Consider the following 16276-nt stretch of genomic DNA (forward strand, 5'->3'; position numbering starts at 1 on the left):
ATTCTGAAGGACTAAGTAAAAATAAGTAAGTCAGACCTCTCCCACCTTGAACTGTGCCAATATCAGCGTTTTAGAAAAAGGAGAGGGTGATGTCTAATATGAAAACTGAAATTGTGGTTGTCCGCTTAACGAAGCATGAGCGTGCGATGTTAGATGCGATAAAAACCACGCCATTACTTGCGGATTGGTTGAAAGCGCTTGCTTTTTCTCAAGTAGAACAGCACGAAAAGAGTCAAAATCCTAAATAAACTGGTCTGTTCACTATGTTTCTTACCTATACATCTTAAGTATATGGTGAATATCAGGTATATTAGTGTTCGATTGTAAGCTACCAAGAAAAATTACTATGATTATCAAACCTAAAATTCGTGGTTTTATCTGCACTACAGCTCATCCAGCAGGCTGCGAAGCCCATGTTCGTGAGCAAATTGCCTATGTGAAATCTCGTGGTGAACTGAAAAATGGACCGAAAAAGGTTCTGGTAATTGGTGCATCCACTGGTTATGGTCTAGCTTCACGCATCAATGCAGCTTTTGGCAGCGGTGCAGCGACCATCGGTGTTTTCTTTGAAAAACCGGGCAGTGAGAGCAAAACAGGTTCCGCAGGCTGGTACAACGCCGCTGGTTTTGACAAAGCAGCCAAAGAAGCGGGTCTGTATGCGAAAAGCATCAACGGTGATGCATTCTCCAATGAGTGCCGTCAAACCGTAATCGACTTGATTAAACAAGATTTAGGTCAAATCGATTTAGTGGTTTATTCACTGGCTTCTCCAGTGCGTAAAATGCCTGAAACGGGTGAGGTTGTACGTTCAGCATTGAAACCAATTGGCGAACCGTATAAATCTGTTGCGCTGGATACCAACAAAGATGTGCTGATCGAAGCCGTTGTGGAACCTGCCAACGAGCAAGAAATCGAAGACACCGTGAAAGTGATGGGCGGTCAAGATTGGGAATTGTGGATGAATGCATTAGCGGACGCTGGCGTTCTGGCTGACAATGCACAATCCGTTGCTTACTCCTATATCGGTACTGATTTAACGTGGCCAATCTACTGGCACGGTACATTAGGTAAAGCGAAAGAAGATTTAGATCGCGCAGCCCATGCCATCAACGAAAAAATGGCGCAGAAAGGCGGTTCGGCACACGTTGCTGTACTGAAATCTGTGGTCACTCAAGCATCTTCAGCAATTCCTGTTATGCCTCTTTATATCTCAATCGTGTTCAAAATCATGAAAGAGCAAGGCATCCATGAAGGCTGTATCGAGCAAATTCAACGTCTGTTCGCAACGAAATTATTCAGCGGTGAAACACCAGAAACTGACGAGAAAAACCGTCTACGTCTGGATGACTGGGAACTGCGTGATGATGTGCAAGAAACCTGTCGTCAAATCTGGAAACAGCTTAACGACGACAACATCAATGCACTGACTGATTATCAAGGCTACAAAGCTGAATTCTTACGTTTATTCGGCTTTGGCTTAGATGGCGTTGATTACGAAGCAGACTTAAGCGGCGAAGCTAATTTTGAAGTGAAAGAATTAGTTTAATAGATAACTATCTATTTCGCTGAAAACCCCGAGCACTGGTAAACCGGTTCTCGGGGTTTTATTTTTTATGCTCTAGGATAATAATGAGTAAATTGACGTTTTATAATGGATCTCAAAAAGGGAGTAACTGGGATGTTGATTGTAGAAATGTTAAGTACTGGTGATGAAGTACTGCATGGGCAAATTATTGATACCAATGCGGCTTGGCTGGCGGATTGCTTGTTTCAGCAAGGATTACCACTGCATGGTCGTACAACGGTCGGTGACTCTCTTGATAGCTTAGTGGAAACATTTATCGAGCGTAGTCATCATGCAGATGTGGTTATTGTTAATGGTGGATTAGGTCCCACGAGTGATGATCTCAGTGCCTTAGCGGCTGCAACGGCTACGGGGGTGCCACTGATTGAGCATCCTGAATGGATTGCGGTAATGGAAAGTTATTTCACTGCACGAGGGCGTGAAATGCCGGCTACCAATCGCAAACAGGCTATGTTACCCGCTAATGCAGAGCTTATCGATAATCCTGTCGGAACCGCTTGTGGTTTTGCTCTGCATCTTAATGATTGTTGGTTCTTTTTTACGCCAGGCGTCCCTTCTGAGTTTAAAGTCATGGTCAAGGAACAGATCATTCCTCGTTTACGTCAAAATCTTACGTTACCAGAACCACCAGTTTGTTTACGTCTAACCAGTTTTGGTCGCAGTGAAAGTAGTCTTGCAAGGCAGTTTGACCCACTTGAGTTACCAAAAGAGTGCGTGCTGGGTTATCGCTCTTCAATGCCAATCATTGAGTTAAAATTGACAGGACCTGCGAGTCAACGTGATGCGATGGCGAAAGTTTGGCAAGTCGTGAAAGCGGGTGTCGGTGATAATAAAGTATTCGAAGGAACCGACGGTATTGGCGCGTTAGTGCGGGAATCACTTGAACAACGACAGTTTTCGGTTGTGACACACGAACGGTTCAGCGCGGGTTTACTCTATTGGACATTGAATGCAGCGAAAGCGCCTATCAGCCAAGGGAATATTGAGAAATTGGCAACGCATTCAGATTTGGCCGCGTTAGTCCAAACTGCAAAAAATAGTCGATCGCTAAATCAGTGTGAGATTGGTTTAGTCATTGGCGAATATTATGATGGAACCTTATCTTTAGCATTATCCACCCCAACTGGCAGTTATGCTCAGTGCGTAAATTATTTACCTCGCAATCACTCGGAACTCGAAAAACAGCAGGTTAGCGTGATGTTGATGTTGGATATGTTATCCCGTTGGTTAGAGGGGCGGCCAATCATTGGAGATTATGAATGGTTAGAGCAAATTCAAGTGATGGAAGTTAGCTAAAGTAATTAGCGTGCCGCTAGGATTATTTGCAAAACCACCCTCAATGAAAATGGGGGTGGTTAGTATCTGTTATTCAGTTGGTGAGATAGTTTCAATCATAAAATTAAGCCCAGAAATCCCTTTTTCACAGGCTTTATCTTGAAAAACGGAAGGGGCTTTTTCAATTTTACGTTTTAAGGCAGTAATTTGATTGGCATAAATATCTGCGCCTGCAATGTCTGGGTTATCTTTCAAATATTCGATAAACACATCCACATTCTGATAAAAATAGTCGCAAGGTTTATCTGTGACATCAATCTTAGATAGATCTTTTAAAGAGTCAGGTAAAATATTATCTTTGGCCAACTCAATATATTCACCGTCTTTTACTTGTTGAATTGCGTTATCCACCTTCGCTTTTAAATTAAATAGCATCACAGCGACGATGATCAACGCAGCGAGTAAGACAATATTTGCCACTAAGCTAATACTCAGTAAATATTTTTTCATTTGCTCCCTCAAATTAGCCTCAATAACCGATAAATAACATAAGAAATTTAAATTTTCTGCTTAATAATCTAGCAGCAATGATTCTAGCTGTAACTAAGACAATCCTTGAAGCTTAACAAATCATCACTTATTTATTTTATGCCGTTTTGTGCCTTTCAATAATGGAGTACTTTAATGGTATGAGTTGATACGCTATGATCATACCAATTTATATGTATAGCCAATTTATGTTAAGTAAGATTTTTAGCGCGTTATTTAATGAAAAATCGAATACCTGAACGGCGGTTTAAAGGAAACTCAATGGACAATATCACGATTAAAAATGTTGAAGAGATAGAATTAATGCGAGAATCTGGCCGATTGCTTGCTCGCGTTTTTAAAATGTTGGATGAGTTTATCGTTCCAGGAATATCCACAATGGAAATTAACGACAAAGTCGAAAATTATATTGTGAATGAACTTCAAGCGCGCCCTGCCAGTAAAGGCCAATATGGTTATCAATATGTTCTAAATACATCAATTAACGAAGTCGTGTGCCATGGTGTGCCAAAGGTCGATGAAATCTTAAAGCCAAAAGACATTATCAACGTGGATATAACCCTTGAGAAAAATGGCTTTATTGCTGATTCAAGTAAAATGTATGTGATGCCAGAAGCGCCTCCGCTTGCCAGAAAATTAGTGAAAGACACCTACAATGCAATGTGGGAAGGGATCAAGCAAGTAAAACCGGGTGCGACATTAGGTGATATTGGATCTGCTATCCAACATCATGCGGAATCAAACGGTTATAGCGTCGTTCGTGAATATTGCGGGCACGGCATTGGCCGAAAAATGCATGAAGACCCGCAAGTATTACATTATGGAACCCGTGGGCGCGGTGTAGTTCTAAAAGAAGGTATGACATTCACCATTGAGCCGATGATCAACCAAGGTGGCATGAAAATAAAAACCAAAAAGGATGGTTGGACTGTTGTGACACGAGATAAAAAGCTTTCCGCGCAGTCAGAACACACCGTTTTGGTCACTAAAGATGGTTATGAAGTACTGACTCTGCGTGACGAAGAGCGCTAATCGGACTTAGCTATAATTCGATTTAGTTCTAATACTGTCTACTTCTGATACTGAAAATCGCCATATTCACTATAAATGGAATATGGCGATATTTTCAATTAAGTTAAATTTAATGCTTAAGTTCTGAAATTATTCATTTATTGATGTTATTTTAACTTAGTTTATCGTTATTGGATAAGCGACCTGAAGCTTATTACTAAAATACCCACCCCAAAGGTAATTTACATAGATATTACGCATTTGATTGTGTTATATATCGGCAAATAAACTTTTCAGGTGCCTCGCATGTTTAACTTCTCTGAATTAATTAACGATACGCCCATTGATTCTATTCTTTTATTTATTGTTACCTTCGTTTTATTAATTATTTCTGCTTATATTGGAAAATATATTTTTAAACGCCGTAGTGCTCATGAAGAGCTAGCGGATGATGAGGCAAAAATTATTTTAGGCGCGATTTTATCGTTATTGGGTCTGTTGATTGGCTTTGTATTATCGATTTCTATCAATGGCTATAACAACCGCCAACAAACAGAAGAAAACGAAGCAATTGCGATTGGTAATGCCTATCAGCGAGCACAATTACTTAGTGGGGATGAGCGGGCGGAAGCCTCATTGCTTATTCAACAATATCTTGAAGCGCGTATCGAGTTTTTTAAATCTGGGGTCAGTGATGAAAACAGCCAATGGCGGATGACATCGCTGACTAAACAAGGGCAACTTTGGGAAATTGGCGTGAAACAGGCTCAAGAATCGCCGAATCCTGTGGTCTCTTCAGTTTTATCGGCATTTGGTGATTTATATGTTTCCCAACAAAAAACTATGGCTAGCTGGCGACACCAAATCCCAAATGCAGCTTGGTTCTTACTGATATTTTTCGCTGTCTGCTCGAATGTTTTAATAGGCTATAACATTCGAGGAACAAAAGGTAAAAACTGGCTCATTGTTATTTTGCCATCTTTGACAACATTGGCACTGTTTATGATTGCAGAAATTGATATCCCAGGAGAAGGGGTGATCCACGTTACGCCAGACGATTTACTTTTATTGCAGGACTTCTTATTTAAGGATGGTGCTTGGCTGGGAAAGTAAGCTAGGCAGTGCAGGAATGAAGGAAAACCCTCTGAGTATAAACTCAGAGGGTTGAAGGATTATCGAACGATAATACCTAATAAAATTCCGATAGCGCCGAAGTCAGCATCACTAAAGGTAGTATTGGCAATGCCGATGTCGCCGAGGACTGGCAGCAAGAACACAGGTAAGAAGGTAATTAACAGACCTTGAGCAAAGGCACCAAGAATCGCACCACGGCGTCCACCTGTTGCATTACCGAATACCCCAGCCGCTGCACCCACGAAGAAGTGTGGTACAACACCCGGAATAATTACCGTCATGTTCAGTGCATACAGAACAAACATGCCTAATACACCCGCTGCAAAGCTGCTTAAGAAGCCAACTAACACCGCATTCGGCGCGTAAGGGAAGACCACTGGGCAGTCTAATGCAGGTTTTGCATTTGGCACCAATTTGTCGGAGATCCCTTTAAATGCAGGAACGATTTCGGCGATAACCATGCGCACACCTTGCAGAATGATGTAAACACCCGCTGCGAAAGTAATGGACTGCATCAACGAGAACATGAACCAGTTTTTACCACCGCTCACTTCACGAACAAAATCACTACCTGCAAACAAACAAGTAATGATAAAGATAATGAACATAGTAAACGAAATAGCCACTGGCGTATCACGCAGGAACAGTAAGCTTTTTGGTACATTCATATCTTCAGTAGAATGTTCTTTATTACCAAATTTGCTACCGATAAAACCCGCTAACACATAAGAAATAGTGGAGAAGTGACCAATTGCGACATCATCTGAACCGGTGACTTTCTTCATGTATGGGTGTGCAATCGCAGGGAAGAACACCATACAGAAACCCACAATCAGTGAACCAACAGCCACGAGCATGGTTCCTTCCATACCTGCGGTCGCTAAGATAACCGCAATCATCATAGACATGAATAAAGTATGGTGACCTGTTAGGAAGATAAATTTCCATGGGGTCAGGCGAGCAATCAAGATATTGATTAACATCGCAAAGAACATGATCATTGCCATTTCACGACCGAAGCTTTTTTGTGCAATAGACACAATTGCTTCGTTGTTCGGCACGACACCATTGATACCAAATGCGTGTTGGAAAATCGCTGAAAAATCACCTAAAGAGCTGACAACTAGCCCTGCACCAGCACCTAAAATTACAAAACCCATGATGGTTTTGATAGTGCCTTTAATGCATTCCGTGACAGGTTTCTTTTGAGCAATCAGACCGATAAGTGCGATCAGACCGACGAGTACCGCCGGTTCAGAAAGCACATCTTGCATCAGAAAACGAAAGAATTCCATGAAGCCTCCGGTTACATCGCGCCGAGTTTCTGTAAAGTCACGCTCAGACGTTCTTTCATCGCGACTTTATCAATCATATTTTCCAGAGCAACAATTTCGCCGCCAACTTGTTGAGCAACTAATTGTTCAGCGATATCGGTGGTACCGACAAAAATATCACTCACAGTGCCTTTGGCTGAACCTAAGTCAACGTGGTCAACATCTGCCGCAACTTGCAAGTCTTTTAAAATTGTCTTGATGCTCATTTCCATCATCAGACTTGTACCTAAACCATTTCCACAAACAACAGTGATTTTCATAATATTTACCTATGACTCAATTATTCATATTTAGCGATGATGTTAAGGATGTCATCTACGTTTTCTGATTGCATGATGCTATCAATATCTTCTTGGTTATCAAAAAGTTCAGCCAGTTTTGCAATCGCACCGATATGGCTGTTGCTGTCTGTTGCTGCAAGAACAATCAATAACTTAATTGGATCGTTACCTTCGGAACCAAACTCAACCCCTTGTTTGATGACCGTTAAACCGAGAGATAACTGGTTAACTCCGTCTTCAGGGCGGGCATGTGGCATTGCAATGCCAGGTCCCAATACATAGTAAGGGCCGATTTTTTCGTGGGATTGAATGATGGCATCAATATAGCGAGGTTCGATGAACTTATTATTAATTAAGGGATTACAGGCGATTTTTATCGCATCACGCCAGTCATTGGCGCTGTCAACCACCTGAACCACATTCGGGGTTAATAACGTAGTTAGCATTGGTTTGGCTCCTGGTAAAAAAGAAATTTTATTAGATGTTTTAGTAATGGAATGAATAGTAGTGATCTATGGTAGCGCTATCTAGCTGAATTATTCATTTTCGTGATAGCGCTATCATTTTGGCTAAATATCGTTAATAAAATCATTTTTAGTGCATTTGGCAGTTAATTAACAAATCGGAGCTGTGATAAGTTATCGTCGTTGAATAATAAGTTTAGACTAAACAAAGTAATTTCATGCAGAAAACCCGAAAAAGAAAGAATACAGGTAGAGTCACATTACAAGACGTCGCGAAATATGCAGGGGTCGGTTCAATGACGGTATCGCGCGCCTTGCGGACACCGGAGTTAGTCTCGGATAAATTGAGAGAAAAAATCAATGAAGCGGTTGAGGAGCTCGGTTACATTCCCAATTCCGCAGCAGGCATTTTAGCGTCAGGTCAAAGTCGAACAATTGCAGTATTGATCCCATCATTACGAGACAATGCAAGCTCAGTTTTTCTGCAAGCGTTACAAGAAGTCTTGAATAAAAATAATTATCAAGTGGTAATTGGTAGTCACGATTATCAGCATAAAAAAGAGTCTGAGGTGCTACTCACGCTATTGCAAAGTAGCCCCGCAGCATTGGTGATTTTTGGTGCAATGAATTCTGAAAGTGCTTTGATTACTCTGAATAATTTGCCGATACCCGTCATTAATGCGACGGGGGATCCCGCTCATCGTTTTACACTCAATATAAAAAACAATTTAGGGGAAGCGGTCAGTTTCCTCACACACTATTTGCTGCAAAAAGGTCATCAGCGTATTGGTTATATTGGTGCGCAAATGGACAGTAAAATGCAAGGCCAACAACTGAGTGGTTGGAATAACACGCTGCTAAAGCATAACTTGAGTGCTGAGCAAAGTATTACTACACCTTATGTGGCCACAATGGACTTTGGTCGGCAGGCGATTAGTGAAATGTTAACACGCCAACCAGAATTAGAAGCCGTGATTTGTAGCCATGAAATGATAGCCTTAGGGGTTATGTTTGAATGTCAGCGGAGGCTAATCAAAATTCCGAAGATGTTGGCTGTGGTGTGTGTTGAAGGGTCGGAAAATTGCGATCATATTCATCCATCGCTAACATCCGTACGCATTGATTACAGTAAAATGGCGCGGGAGACCGCGAAAAAACTCTTAAAATGGTTAGGGGATACGGAAGAAAGCTTTGCTGGTATTCAGGATGAAATTGTCTTTCCTTATAAATTTGAGGCAAGGCAAAGTGGCTAGAACTCACTGTATTTGTTGCACTTCACTGTGTAGCGAGTCACAGAATTACGTAAAGTCTAAAAGTTATTTTTAATCTCGAAATAAAAATGTCATAGAGACCACTGTTTATTTATCTTTGTGTGCTAATTTCCTTATTATATCTATCGTGCATGTTCGGATTTTATGTAGAGATAGTGACTTTGTTTAACTTGAATATAGTGATTAAAATGGTCAAAAGCCAGTGACCATTTGACTGTTATTGCAGAACTTGAGCTGCAAGAACAGTAAGTTAATCGAATAGTCGACAGGCCTCTATTTGAGGTCTGTTTTTGTTTGAATCACTTACTTTTGTAGTAATTTTTGACGCTGAATATAGCGGACTTGAGCGATTCCTAAGTACTCTTCAATGGCGGCGTAAATGCGTGAGCTTAATGCGTGAAAATCCGCTTCACTTTCTAAGGCAGGTTTAGTTGATGCAATGAATTCATGCATAAATTCTTTAATTGTTGAGAATTTATTGGCGACGTTTTCATAGTAAAATTGATAAACATAGGACTCTTGAGAATGGCTGAGTTCGGTATTATTTTTGATGTTGTTGGTTGCCAGCAACAGTAGTTGTGTATTTGTCATGATGGGTCCTATTTTTGTTTTTTAAAATAGTACACAAGTTGCTATAAATCTTTTATCAAAATTAGTCGGATAATTTTAGTTTTTGGTTTTTAAATTAAACCTAAAATCGTATTTTCCATTATATCATTACGTTAGCAATTTATTTCTTGGAAAGAATGTTGTTGGGTGAAAGTCATAATTTAACCCTTATAAAGGTTAATGGAATTGTATCATATTAAAAAATATGAATATAAATATCTTATTAGATGATCTCTCTAGTAAACCTGAGGTTTCCCTTGCTTTCTACGTGTAAAAGGCATGTTTGCAAGACTCTCTATTACGCATTAGCCTGTTTATTTCATATGTAGCTAATGATCATTTATATTTTTTTATTTTAATTATTATAATTAACTCTAAGGTTTGTTATTAATTATTTATTTGCGTTTTATTTTAATATTATTTAATTTTTTATTAAAGATAATAAAAAGGGATAAATAAAACTTATCCCTTTGTTTGATAATTTAAATGAGCAATTAACCTTTTAGTTCTCTAGCGCATTGTTGTAAATGCTGGAAAGAAGTAAATCGAGTTTGATGATGTAATTTAAACTGCTCATTAGGTTGATACGTTAAATCAATATTCGCGAATTGTGCCATCGCTTGTGCCACATTCTCACAAACTCCTCCCGCGACAGCTCCTAAGATTGCAGAGCCCAATAATACAGGTTCATCCGCTTGAGTTGAAATCACAGGAACACCACAGGTGTCGGCTAGAAGTTGGCGAATAAGCGGGTGCTGGCCGGCGCCACCACTGATAGCGATATTTTGGATAACAGCGCCTGATTGTGCTTGAGCATCAATGATTTGTCGTAATCCATAGCCAATACTGCAAACGCCAGCGGTATAGAAGGCAAGTAAGTTATCAAAGCTGTTATCCATGGTTAAGCCTGCAATGATGGCTTTCGCGTGGGGATCAGCGAAGGGGGCTCTATTGCCTAAAAATTCAGGAACAATATGAATACCTTTAGCTAATTCAACTGCTTGAGATGGTGTGCCTGATTTTTCTAATACTTTATCCGCCAGCATAACGGGTAATGATTTGCCTTGCTCTTTCGCCATGACTTTGGCTTGTGCGGCCATCGGGTGTAACGAAAGTAGTTGGTCAATTGCCGCACCAGCAGCACTTTGTCCCCCTTCGTTGAGCCACATCCCCGGTACCATTGCAGAATAATAAGGACCCCAAACGCCAGGGATAAACACGGGTTCTTGGGTGGTGGTCATCGTGCAGGAAGACGTACCGAAAACATACGCCATATTTGCAGTAGCATCACCATTCACCCCAACTGTACCAATTCCACCAGCATGAGCATCAATCATCCCTGCGGCAACAGGCGTCCCAACTAACAGTCCCATTTGTTCAGCAGCTTGGGCGGTTAAGCCGCTTCCGTTTGGTGTGCCAGGCTCGACAATTTCCTGACCAATGCGAGCAAAATTTTCGTCTGCTAATTCAGCGAGACCAATTTGGCGAAAATAGTCAGCATCCCAGCGTTTTTCATGGGCTAAGTAAGTCCACTTGCAGGTTACTGTGCATGTAGAACGCGCTAAAGAACCCGTTGATTTCCACGTTAGGAAATCTGCCAAATCAAAAAATTGCCACGCATTATCATAAGTTTGGCGGCGATTTTCTTTCAGCCAAAGAATTTTTGGGGTTTCCATTTCAGGGGAAATTTTACCCCCAACATAATTCAATACTGGGTGTTTTAGGCTATTGATGCGCTCAGCTTGTTCTGTGGCGCGGTGATCCATCCAAACAATAATATTGCGTTCAGGATCTTCACTCGGGCTGACAGAAATAGGTTGCTGGTTTTCGTCTAAAACAACCAGAGAGCAGGTCGCATCAAAACCAATTCCTGCGACGCGCTTTGCATCAATATTGGCATCTGTCATTGCATGTTTCACACAATAACAAACGGCATTCCAAATTTCGTTACTTGATTGCTCTGCGAAGTTGGCACCATCACGGTAGAGCGTAATATCGTGTTTAGCTGACGCAAGCATGTTGCCATGCAGATCAAAAATACCTGCACGCGCGCTGCCTGTGCCGACATCAATACCAATGACGACGTCGTCATTTTTACTTTGCGTAGGGCTGTTCATGTGTCCTCCCACAATCTTTATATTTATCGGTAAAAACTAGAGGTCAACGCTGTTTGGCAGGATCACAAGATCACGGATAGTGATATTTCTTGGTCGAGTTAGCATAAATAGAACCGCTTCAGCGACTTCGATAGGTTGCATTAAGCTGCCATTGGCTAATGCTTCTTCCATTTTTTCTTTTGGCCAGTCATCCAGTAATGCAGTGACAACAGGGCCCGGTAATACAGCACCAACGCGAACACCGTGTTGAGATACTTGGCGGCGAGTTGAATGGACAAACGCTTGAACTGCAAATTTAGACGCTGTGTAAATAGGTTCCCAAATCACGGGCACCATACCTGCGATTGAGCTAGTAAACAGGACATCCCCTGATTTTTGCTCAATAAAGTGTGGGAGAACGGCGCGCACGCTACGAAATGCAGCATTGATGTTGAGGTTTAATACTTTATCCCAAACATCTGGGTCGCCTTCTGCAACAGGGCCACCGATATAAGCACCTGCGTTAGCGTGGAAAATATCTAAGCGACCTGCTTTGGCTAAAATGGCATCTAACATGCCATCCACTTGTTCTGGTTTCATTAAATCAATAACCAGAGGAATAGCGTTGTCGCCTAATTCGGCAACTAACTGATTTAATCGCTCTTCAGCACGGTCAATTAAAACAACTTTCGCGCCAGCTTTGAGTAGGGTACGTGCACACTCAAGTCCAATACCAGAAGCCGCACCCGTGATAGCGGCAACTTTGTTTTCTAATGAGATAGCCATGATGTTCACTCCGGATAAGTTAGTTAATCAATAAGGAAGTCAAACTGAGTATTAGAAATTAATGTAATTTTAATAAGTTACGAGGAAATTTGGCGGAATGTATTCAGTGAGTGTGAATGCAGGCAAATCGCCATATCAACTCGATTCTAGGTTAATTTCGATGTCGCTCAATCGATGGAGCAGTATTGCGACTTTTACGCTTTGGTGTCAAGCTAGGAAAAAATGGAGGCATAAATTTGTGAGCAAGATCAGACAAAAAAAGAAAACCACGATCTATGACCTTGCAGAATTGGCAGGGGTTTCAGCCAGTGCCGTTAGCGCTGTATTGAATGGAAATTGGCAAAAAAGACGTATTAGCGCCCAATTGGCTGAAAAAATTATACGAATAGCGCAAGAGCAAAACTATTCGGTGAATAAGCAAGCGAGCCTATTACGCAGTAATAAATCCAAAATCATTGGGATGTTGGTTCCTAAATATGACAACCGTTATTTTGGGTCGATAGTGGAGCATTTCGAGGAGATGGCGCGTGAACGCGGGTTATTTCCTATCATTACCTGTACACGTCGGGATCCTCAATTAGAGTTGGAAGCCGCAAAAGCAATGCTTTCATATCAAGTGGATTGGTTAATTTCAACGGGGGCAACCGATCCTGATAAAATTACGCAAATCTGCCATACATCAGGTGTGCCGACACTCAATTTGGACTTACCCGGTACATTGGCGCCTTCGGTGATTTCCGATAACTACCATGGTGCAAAGCAGTTAACGCTCAATATTTTACGCAAAAGGCAACAACGAGCCGCATCGTCAGAATCGCTGGTGTTTGTGGGAGGACGGGAAGAGGAGCATAACACTCGAGAGCGAATTCGAGGGTTTATCGATGCTCACAATTCTTTGAATATAGAGGTTCCTCAACACCATATTTTGACTTGTGGTTATGCACCAGAAAAAGCCGAACGGGCACTCTCGACGTATTCTTCTCAGTATTCATTTCTACAAAAAGAAGCATCGCAAGACCCTAAATATATTGAACTTTGTGGGTTGTTTGTTAACTCAACAATTTCATTGGAGGGGGTGATGAGATGGTTAATGAAGGAGGGGCATACAGGAGCACATCAGCCGCCGATGGGATGTTTTGACTGGGATCCATTTGTCGCACTGCTTGGGAATGATATTGAGATGGTTAAACAGGATGTTCCCGCCATGCTAGAGCAAATTTTCACATTAATAGAATCGGGAGAAAGCCAGCCTCAGATTATTGAGGTGATGCCTATTATGGTTGGAAAAACAGGATAAAATTAAATCAGGCTTAAAGCAGAAATGTTAAGCCTGATCACTGGTCTACTTAATATTTTTATTCAAAGCATCTAAACGTAATTGATAGCGCTGATTATAAAATTTAACGTAGGTTAAATACCCCGCCAAAATCGTGGAGAGACTTGCCGTTGCTAATAGCATAAATGTCACCATAATTTGGTATTTAACTGCCTGTAAAGGGTCGACTCCCGCAAAAATTAGCCCTGACATCATACCGGGCAAACTCACGATCCCAACCGTTTTGGCAGAATCCACCGTAGGAATTAATGATGCTCGAATACTTTCACGAATAATCGAGGCAGAAGCAATTTTAGGTGTGGCGCCCAAGCTGAGCATTTCTTGAATTTGCTGTTGTTGGCTATTAAAGCGCTGCCCTAAGTTATTGAAGCAGAGCCCGACGGCAATCATGGCATTCCCTGCAATCATCCCGGTAATTGGGATCACTTGCATTGGGGTAAACGCGATGGCTTCAGTGAGAATTAATACCAGTAAGGTTAAAAACGTTCCTGAAGTAATCGCAATTAACGCGGTTGGAAATAGCTTATCGAGGTATTTACTGCGCTTTTTCGCATTCCATGCGGCGTTAAAGCAGATAAACAACACCAATAAAACAGTGAGTGCCTTATGATCAACGTGAAAAATATATTTGAGGATATAACCGGCAATTAATAATTGGACAATGGCGCGGCACGTACTCCAAATAATATCTTTCTCAAGAGAGAGCTTCTCTTTATGGCTAATAAAAATAGCCACTAAGACTAACATGATAGAAAATGCGAGCGACTCATTGGAAATAGTAGGTTGATGCACAGTTAATTCCTATTTTTCGCTATGGTGTACGGGAAGGGTAATAATATCGTCAGCATGACCAATTTCATCTTGATCATGAGTTACCCAGAGGACGGCAATATTATTGTTGACGGCTAATTGATGAATAAGCTCATTCACTTTGATTTTATTTTGCTCATCTAAGGCACTAGTGATTTCATCCAGTAATAAAATTTGCGGCAAGAATTGCAAATTACGGATCAATGAGACCCGCTGTTTTTCTCCGCCTGAAAGCTCATTAATGCCTTTTTCTAGGATGGTGTCTGGCAGTGAAAAATAGCTTAAATCATCGAGGATTTTTTGTTTATTAAATGGCTGATTCCGTATTTGATAAGGAAAAAAGAGGTTGTCATACACGGTATTGCCAAAGAGTGCGGGCGTTTGCGTGCAATAGGAGACTTGTTGACGATATTTCTCTGGTGCAATTGTGTTGATATTTTCGCCAGCAAAGAGAATTTCACCACAACTTGGCGGGATGAGTGAAGAGACAATTTTTAATAATGTACTTTTCCCACAACCAGAAGGCCCCGTGATCAATTTAAATTCACCGGGGTATAGGTCGATCTGCACATTATCTAAAATTATCTTCTGAGCAACCTGAAAACCGATATTCTTAAGTTGTAATAAGGGCTGTTTTGTTTCCATATTTGACCTAATCCATCTAATTCTATTATCGATATTACGGATATTATGCGCCAATTTAGGGTAAATAGACACCGAGTTATCTGGGATAGATTTGGCAAATTAGATTTGCATGAAAAAAATAGTTGCCTTATTATTTTAATCAACGTCTCGTTAGGAGATGGCATTCCTCCTAGTTTAACCGTCCTTGATGTGGACTGATGATGCCTACGTAAACCTTTTCATTTGAATGGGCACGTGGGTTATGTGCCCGAAGTTAGGGCATAAATGTCTGCAGGAGCTTTTCCTTGCATTTATTCCCATCCAACTTGTAAGGAAAGTGGCAATGTACGCATCCCTCATTTCTATTGCTTTAGGCTCCGTTTTAGGTGGCTGGTTAAGATGGTTGATTGGCTTAAAGCTGAATAACTTACATCCTCACATTCCATTTGGTACTGTTTTCGTTAATTTAATTGGCGGCTTTATCATTGGCTTTGCTGTCTCTTACTTTGCTAGCGCCAATATCAATCCTGCCTATAAACTGTTTATTGTTACGGGCTTTTGTGGGGCGTTTACGACTTTTTCGACATTTTCGTTGGAGGTGTTGGTGATGCTGCAAGAAGGAAAATTGGCGGTGGCATTTAGCACGATCGCGATTCATGTTCTTGGCGCTTTATTATTTACGCTACTCGGTATGCTATGTCATAACATGCTATCTCAAGGATAATAGACTCTAATAAAGTATTTATTTTCCATTCATTGTTTTCGTACGATTAATAGTCTATTTTCAGGTGTGAATAGGCTATTTTTGTTTCTATTTTGAGCAAAAAAAGAGAATGGCAAAATAAAGCAGAATATATTACTAACTGTGATAATGAACCATTTTTATCATGATATAACGACATCAAAATGGTGAAAGCATAAAAATATATAGCAGGGCAATAGATTATAAATTTATCGTTTTTCCTACACTGAAGAAGTATGAATTATCATCAAATATAAAGTATAAAACATATCCTATTAAAAATAGAGCTGAATGCAAAACTATCGCTCTGTATTTTCACTCTCCCTCCTCATATATGACTTTTTAATCTACGATTTTTTGTTGGTGTAT

General features: G+C 40.8%; 17 protein-coding genes and 1 riboswitch. Of the genes, 8 read left to right on the plus strand and 9 right to left on the minus strand.

Features of this window, described 5'->3' with window-relative positions:
* Window positions 1–89: 89 nt before the first annotated feature.
* From LDO51_RS14165 to LDO51_RS14175, 3 genes are all read left to right on the plus strand, one after another.
* Window positions 90–248, plus strand: a complete 159-nt coding sequence (locus LDO51_RS14165) for an MbeCy (protein WP_154604110.1) — start codon at window positions 90–92, stop codon at window positions 246–248.
* Between the two features lie 98 nt (window positions 249–346).
* The gene (gene fabV, locus LDO51_RS14170) at window positions 347–1546 is read left to right on the plus strand and encodes an enoyl-ACP reductase FabV (protein WP_225575072.1); all 1200 of its coding nucleotides are present in this window, start codon (window positions 347–349) and stop codon (window positions 1544–1546) included.
* A 132-nt stretch (window positions 1547–1678) separates the two neighbouring features.
* The gene (locus tag LDO51_RS14175) at window positions 1679–2881 is read left to right on the plus strand and encodes a nicotinamide mononucleotide deamidase-related protein YfaY (RefSeq protein ID WP_225575073.1); all 1203 of its coding nucleotides are present in this window, start codon (window positions 1679–1681) and stop codon (window positions 2879–2881) included.
* A gap of 69 nt (window positions 2882–2950) precedes the next feature.
* Here LDO51_RS14175 and LDO51_RS14180 read toward each other — a convergent pair whose 3' ends face one another.
* The gene (locus tag LDO51_RS14180) at window positions 2951–3370 is read right to left on the minus strand and encodes a DUF5339 family protein (protein WP_225575074.1); all 420 of its coding nucleotides are present in this window, start codon (window positions 3368–3370) and stop codon (window positions 2951–2953) included.
* A 300-nt stretch (window positions 3371–3670) separates the two neighbouring features.
* Here LDO51_RS14180 and map point away from each other — a divergent pair, with 300 nt between their 5' ends.
* Both map and LDO51_RS14190 read left to right on the plus strand, forming a co-directional pair.
* Window positions 3671–4441, plus strand: a complete 771-nt coding sequence (gene map / locus LDO51_RS14185) for a type I methionyl aminopeptidase (protein ID WP_225575075.1) — start codon at window positions 3671–3673, stop codon at window positions 4439–4441.
* 285 nt (window positions 4442–4726) lie between these two features.
* A complete protein-coding gene (locus LDO51_RS14190; RefSeq protein ID WP_225575076.1) occupies window positions 4727–5533 on the plus strand; it encodes a hypothetical protein in 807 nt (268 codons plus the stop codon).
* Between the two features lie 59 nt (window positions 5534–5592).
* On the opposite strand, the gene LDO51_RS14195 is transcribed toward LDO51_RS14190, so the two are convergent.
* Genes LDO51_RS14195 through LDO51_RS14205 form a run of 3 tightly spaced genes read right to left on the minus strand, consistent with a single transcriptional unit; the run spans window position 5593 to window position 7615 of the window.
* Entirely contained in the window at window positions 5593–6849 is a 1257-nt protein-coding gene (locus LDO51_RS14195; protein ID WP_006659411.1) for a PTS ascorbate transporter subunit IIC, read from the minus strand.
* Between the two features lie 11 nt (window positions 6850–6860).
* Window positions 6861–7148 (minus strand): PTS sugar transporter subunit IIB, encoded by a 288-nt coding sequence (locus LDO51_RS14200; protein WP_225575077.1) that lies wholly within the window; start codon window positions 7146–7148, stop codon window positions 6861–6863.
* A 20-nt stretch (window positions 7149–7168) separates the two neighbouring features.
* Window positions 7169–7615, minus strand: a complete 447-nt coding sequence (locus LDO51_RS14205) for a PTS sugar transporter subunit IIA (RefSeq protein ID WP_036953691.1) — start codon at window positions 7613–7615, stop codon at window positions 7169–7171.
* 236 nt (window positions 7616–7851) lie between these two features.
* On the opposite strand from LDO51_RS14205, the gene LDO51_RS14210 reads away from it, so the two are divergent.
* Window positions 7852–8886 (plus strand): LacI family DNA-binding transcriptional regulator, encoded by a 1035-nt coding sequence (locus LDO51_RS14210; RefSeq protein WP_225575078.1) that lies wholly within the window; start codon window positions 7852–7854, stop codon window positions 8884–8886.
* Window positions 8887–9207: 321 nt separating this feature from the next.
* Here LDO51_RS14210 and LDO51_RS14215 read toward each other — a convergent pair whose 3' ends face one another.
* The 3 genes from LDO51_RS14215 to LDO51_RS14225 all read right to left on the minus strand — a co-directional run bounded on the left by LDO51_RS14215 (window position 9208) and on the right by LDO51_RS14225 (window position 12395).
* Window positions 9208–9495, minus strand: a complete 288-nt coding sequence (locus tag LDO51_RS14215) for a hypothetical protein (RefSeq protein ID WP_225575079.1) — start codon at window positions 9493–9495, stop codon at window positions 9208–9210.
* 512 nt (window positions 9496–10007) lie between these two features.
* Window positions 10008–11630, minus strand: coding sequence for an FGGY-family carbohydrate kinase (locus tag LDO51_RS14220; protein ID WP_225575080.1), 1623 nt, complete (start codon window positions 11628–11630; stop codon window positions 10008–10010).
* A 36-nt stretch (window positions 11631–11666) separates the two neighbouring features.
* A complete protein-coding gene (locus tag LDO51_RS14225) occupies window positions 11667–12395 on the minus strand; it encodes an SDR family oxidoreductase (RefSeq protein ID WP_225575081.1) in 729 nt (242 codons plus the stop codon).
* Between the two features lie 238 nt (window positions 12396–12633).
* Here LDO51_RS14225 and LDO51_RS14230 point away from each other — a divergent pair, with 238 nt between their 5' ends.
* Window positions 12634–13692 carry a LacI family DNA-binding transcriptional regulator gene (locus LDO51_RS14230; protein ID WP_225575082.1) on the plus strand — a complete coding sequence of 353 codons (1059 nt, stop codon included), beginning with the start codon at window positions 12634–12636 and terminating at the stop codon, window positions 13690–13692.
* Window positions 13693–13737: 45 nt separating this feature from the next.
* Here the strand turns inward: LDO51_RS14230 and fetB are convergent, their stop codons facing one another.
* Together fetB and fetA are read right to left on the minus strand one after the other, a co-directional pair.
* The gene (fetB, locus tag LDO51_RS14235) at window positions 13738–14478 is read right to left on the minus strand and encodes an iron efflux ABC transporter permease subunit FetB (RefSeq protein WP_423810982.1); all 741 of its coding nucleotides are present in this window, start codon (window positions 14476–14478) and stop codon (window positions 13738–13740) included.
* Between the two features lie 54 nt (window positions 14479–14532).
* Window positions 14533–15186 (minus strand): iron efflux ABC transporter ATP-binding subunit FetA, encoded by a 654-nt coding sequence (gene fetA / locus LDO51_RS14240; RefSeq protein WP_225575084.1) that lies wholly within the window; start codon window positions 15184–15186, stop codon window positions 14533–14535.
* Between the two features lie 144 nt (window positions 15187–15330).
* Window positions 15331–15400, plus strand: a riboswitch (Fluoride riboswitch).
* Between the two features lie 108 nt (window positions 15401–15508).
* Here fetA and crcB point away from each other — a divergent pair.
* The gene (crcB, locus tag LDO51_RS14245; RefSeq protein WP_225575085.1) at window positions 15509–15889 is read left to right on the plus strand and encodes a fluoride efflux transporter CrcB; all 381 of its coding nucleotides are present in this window, start codon (window positions 15509–15511) and stop codon (window positions 15887–15889) included.
* Window positions 15890–16276: the final 387 nt, after the last annotated feature.

The sequence above is a fragment of the Providencia alcalifaciens genome, assembly GCF_020271745.1.
In the GTDB taxonomy this organism is placed as follows: Bacteria; Pseudomonadota; Gammaproteobacteria; order Enterobacterales; family Enterobacteriaceae; genus Providencia; species Providencia alcalifaciens_B.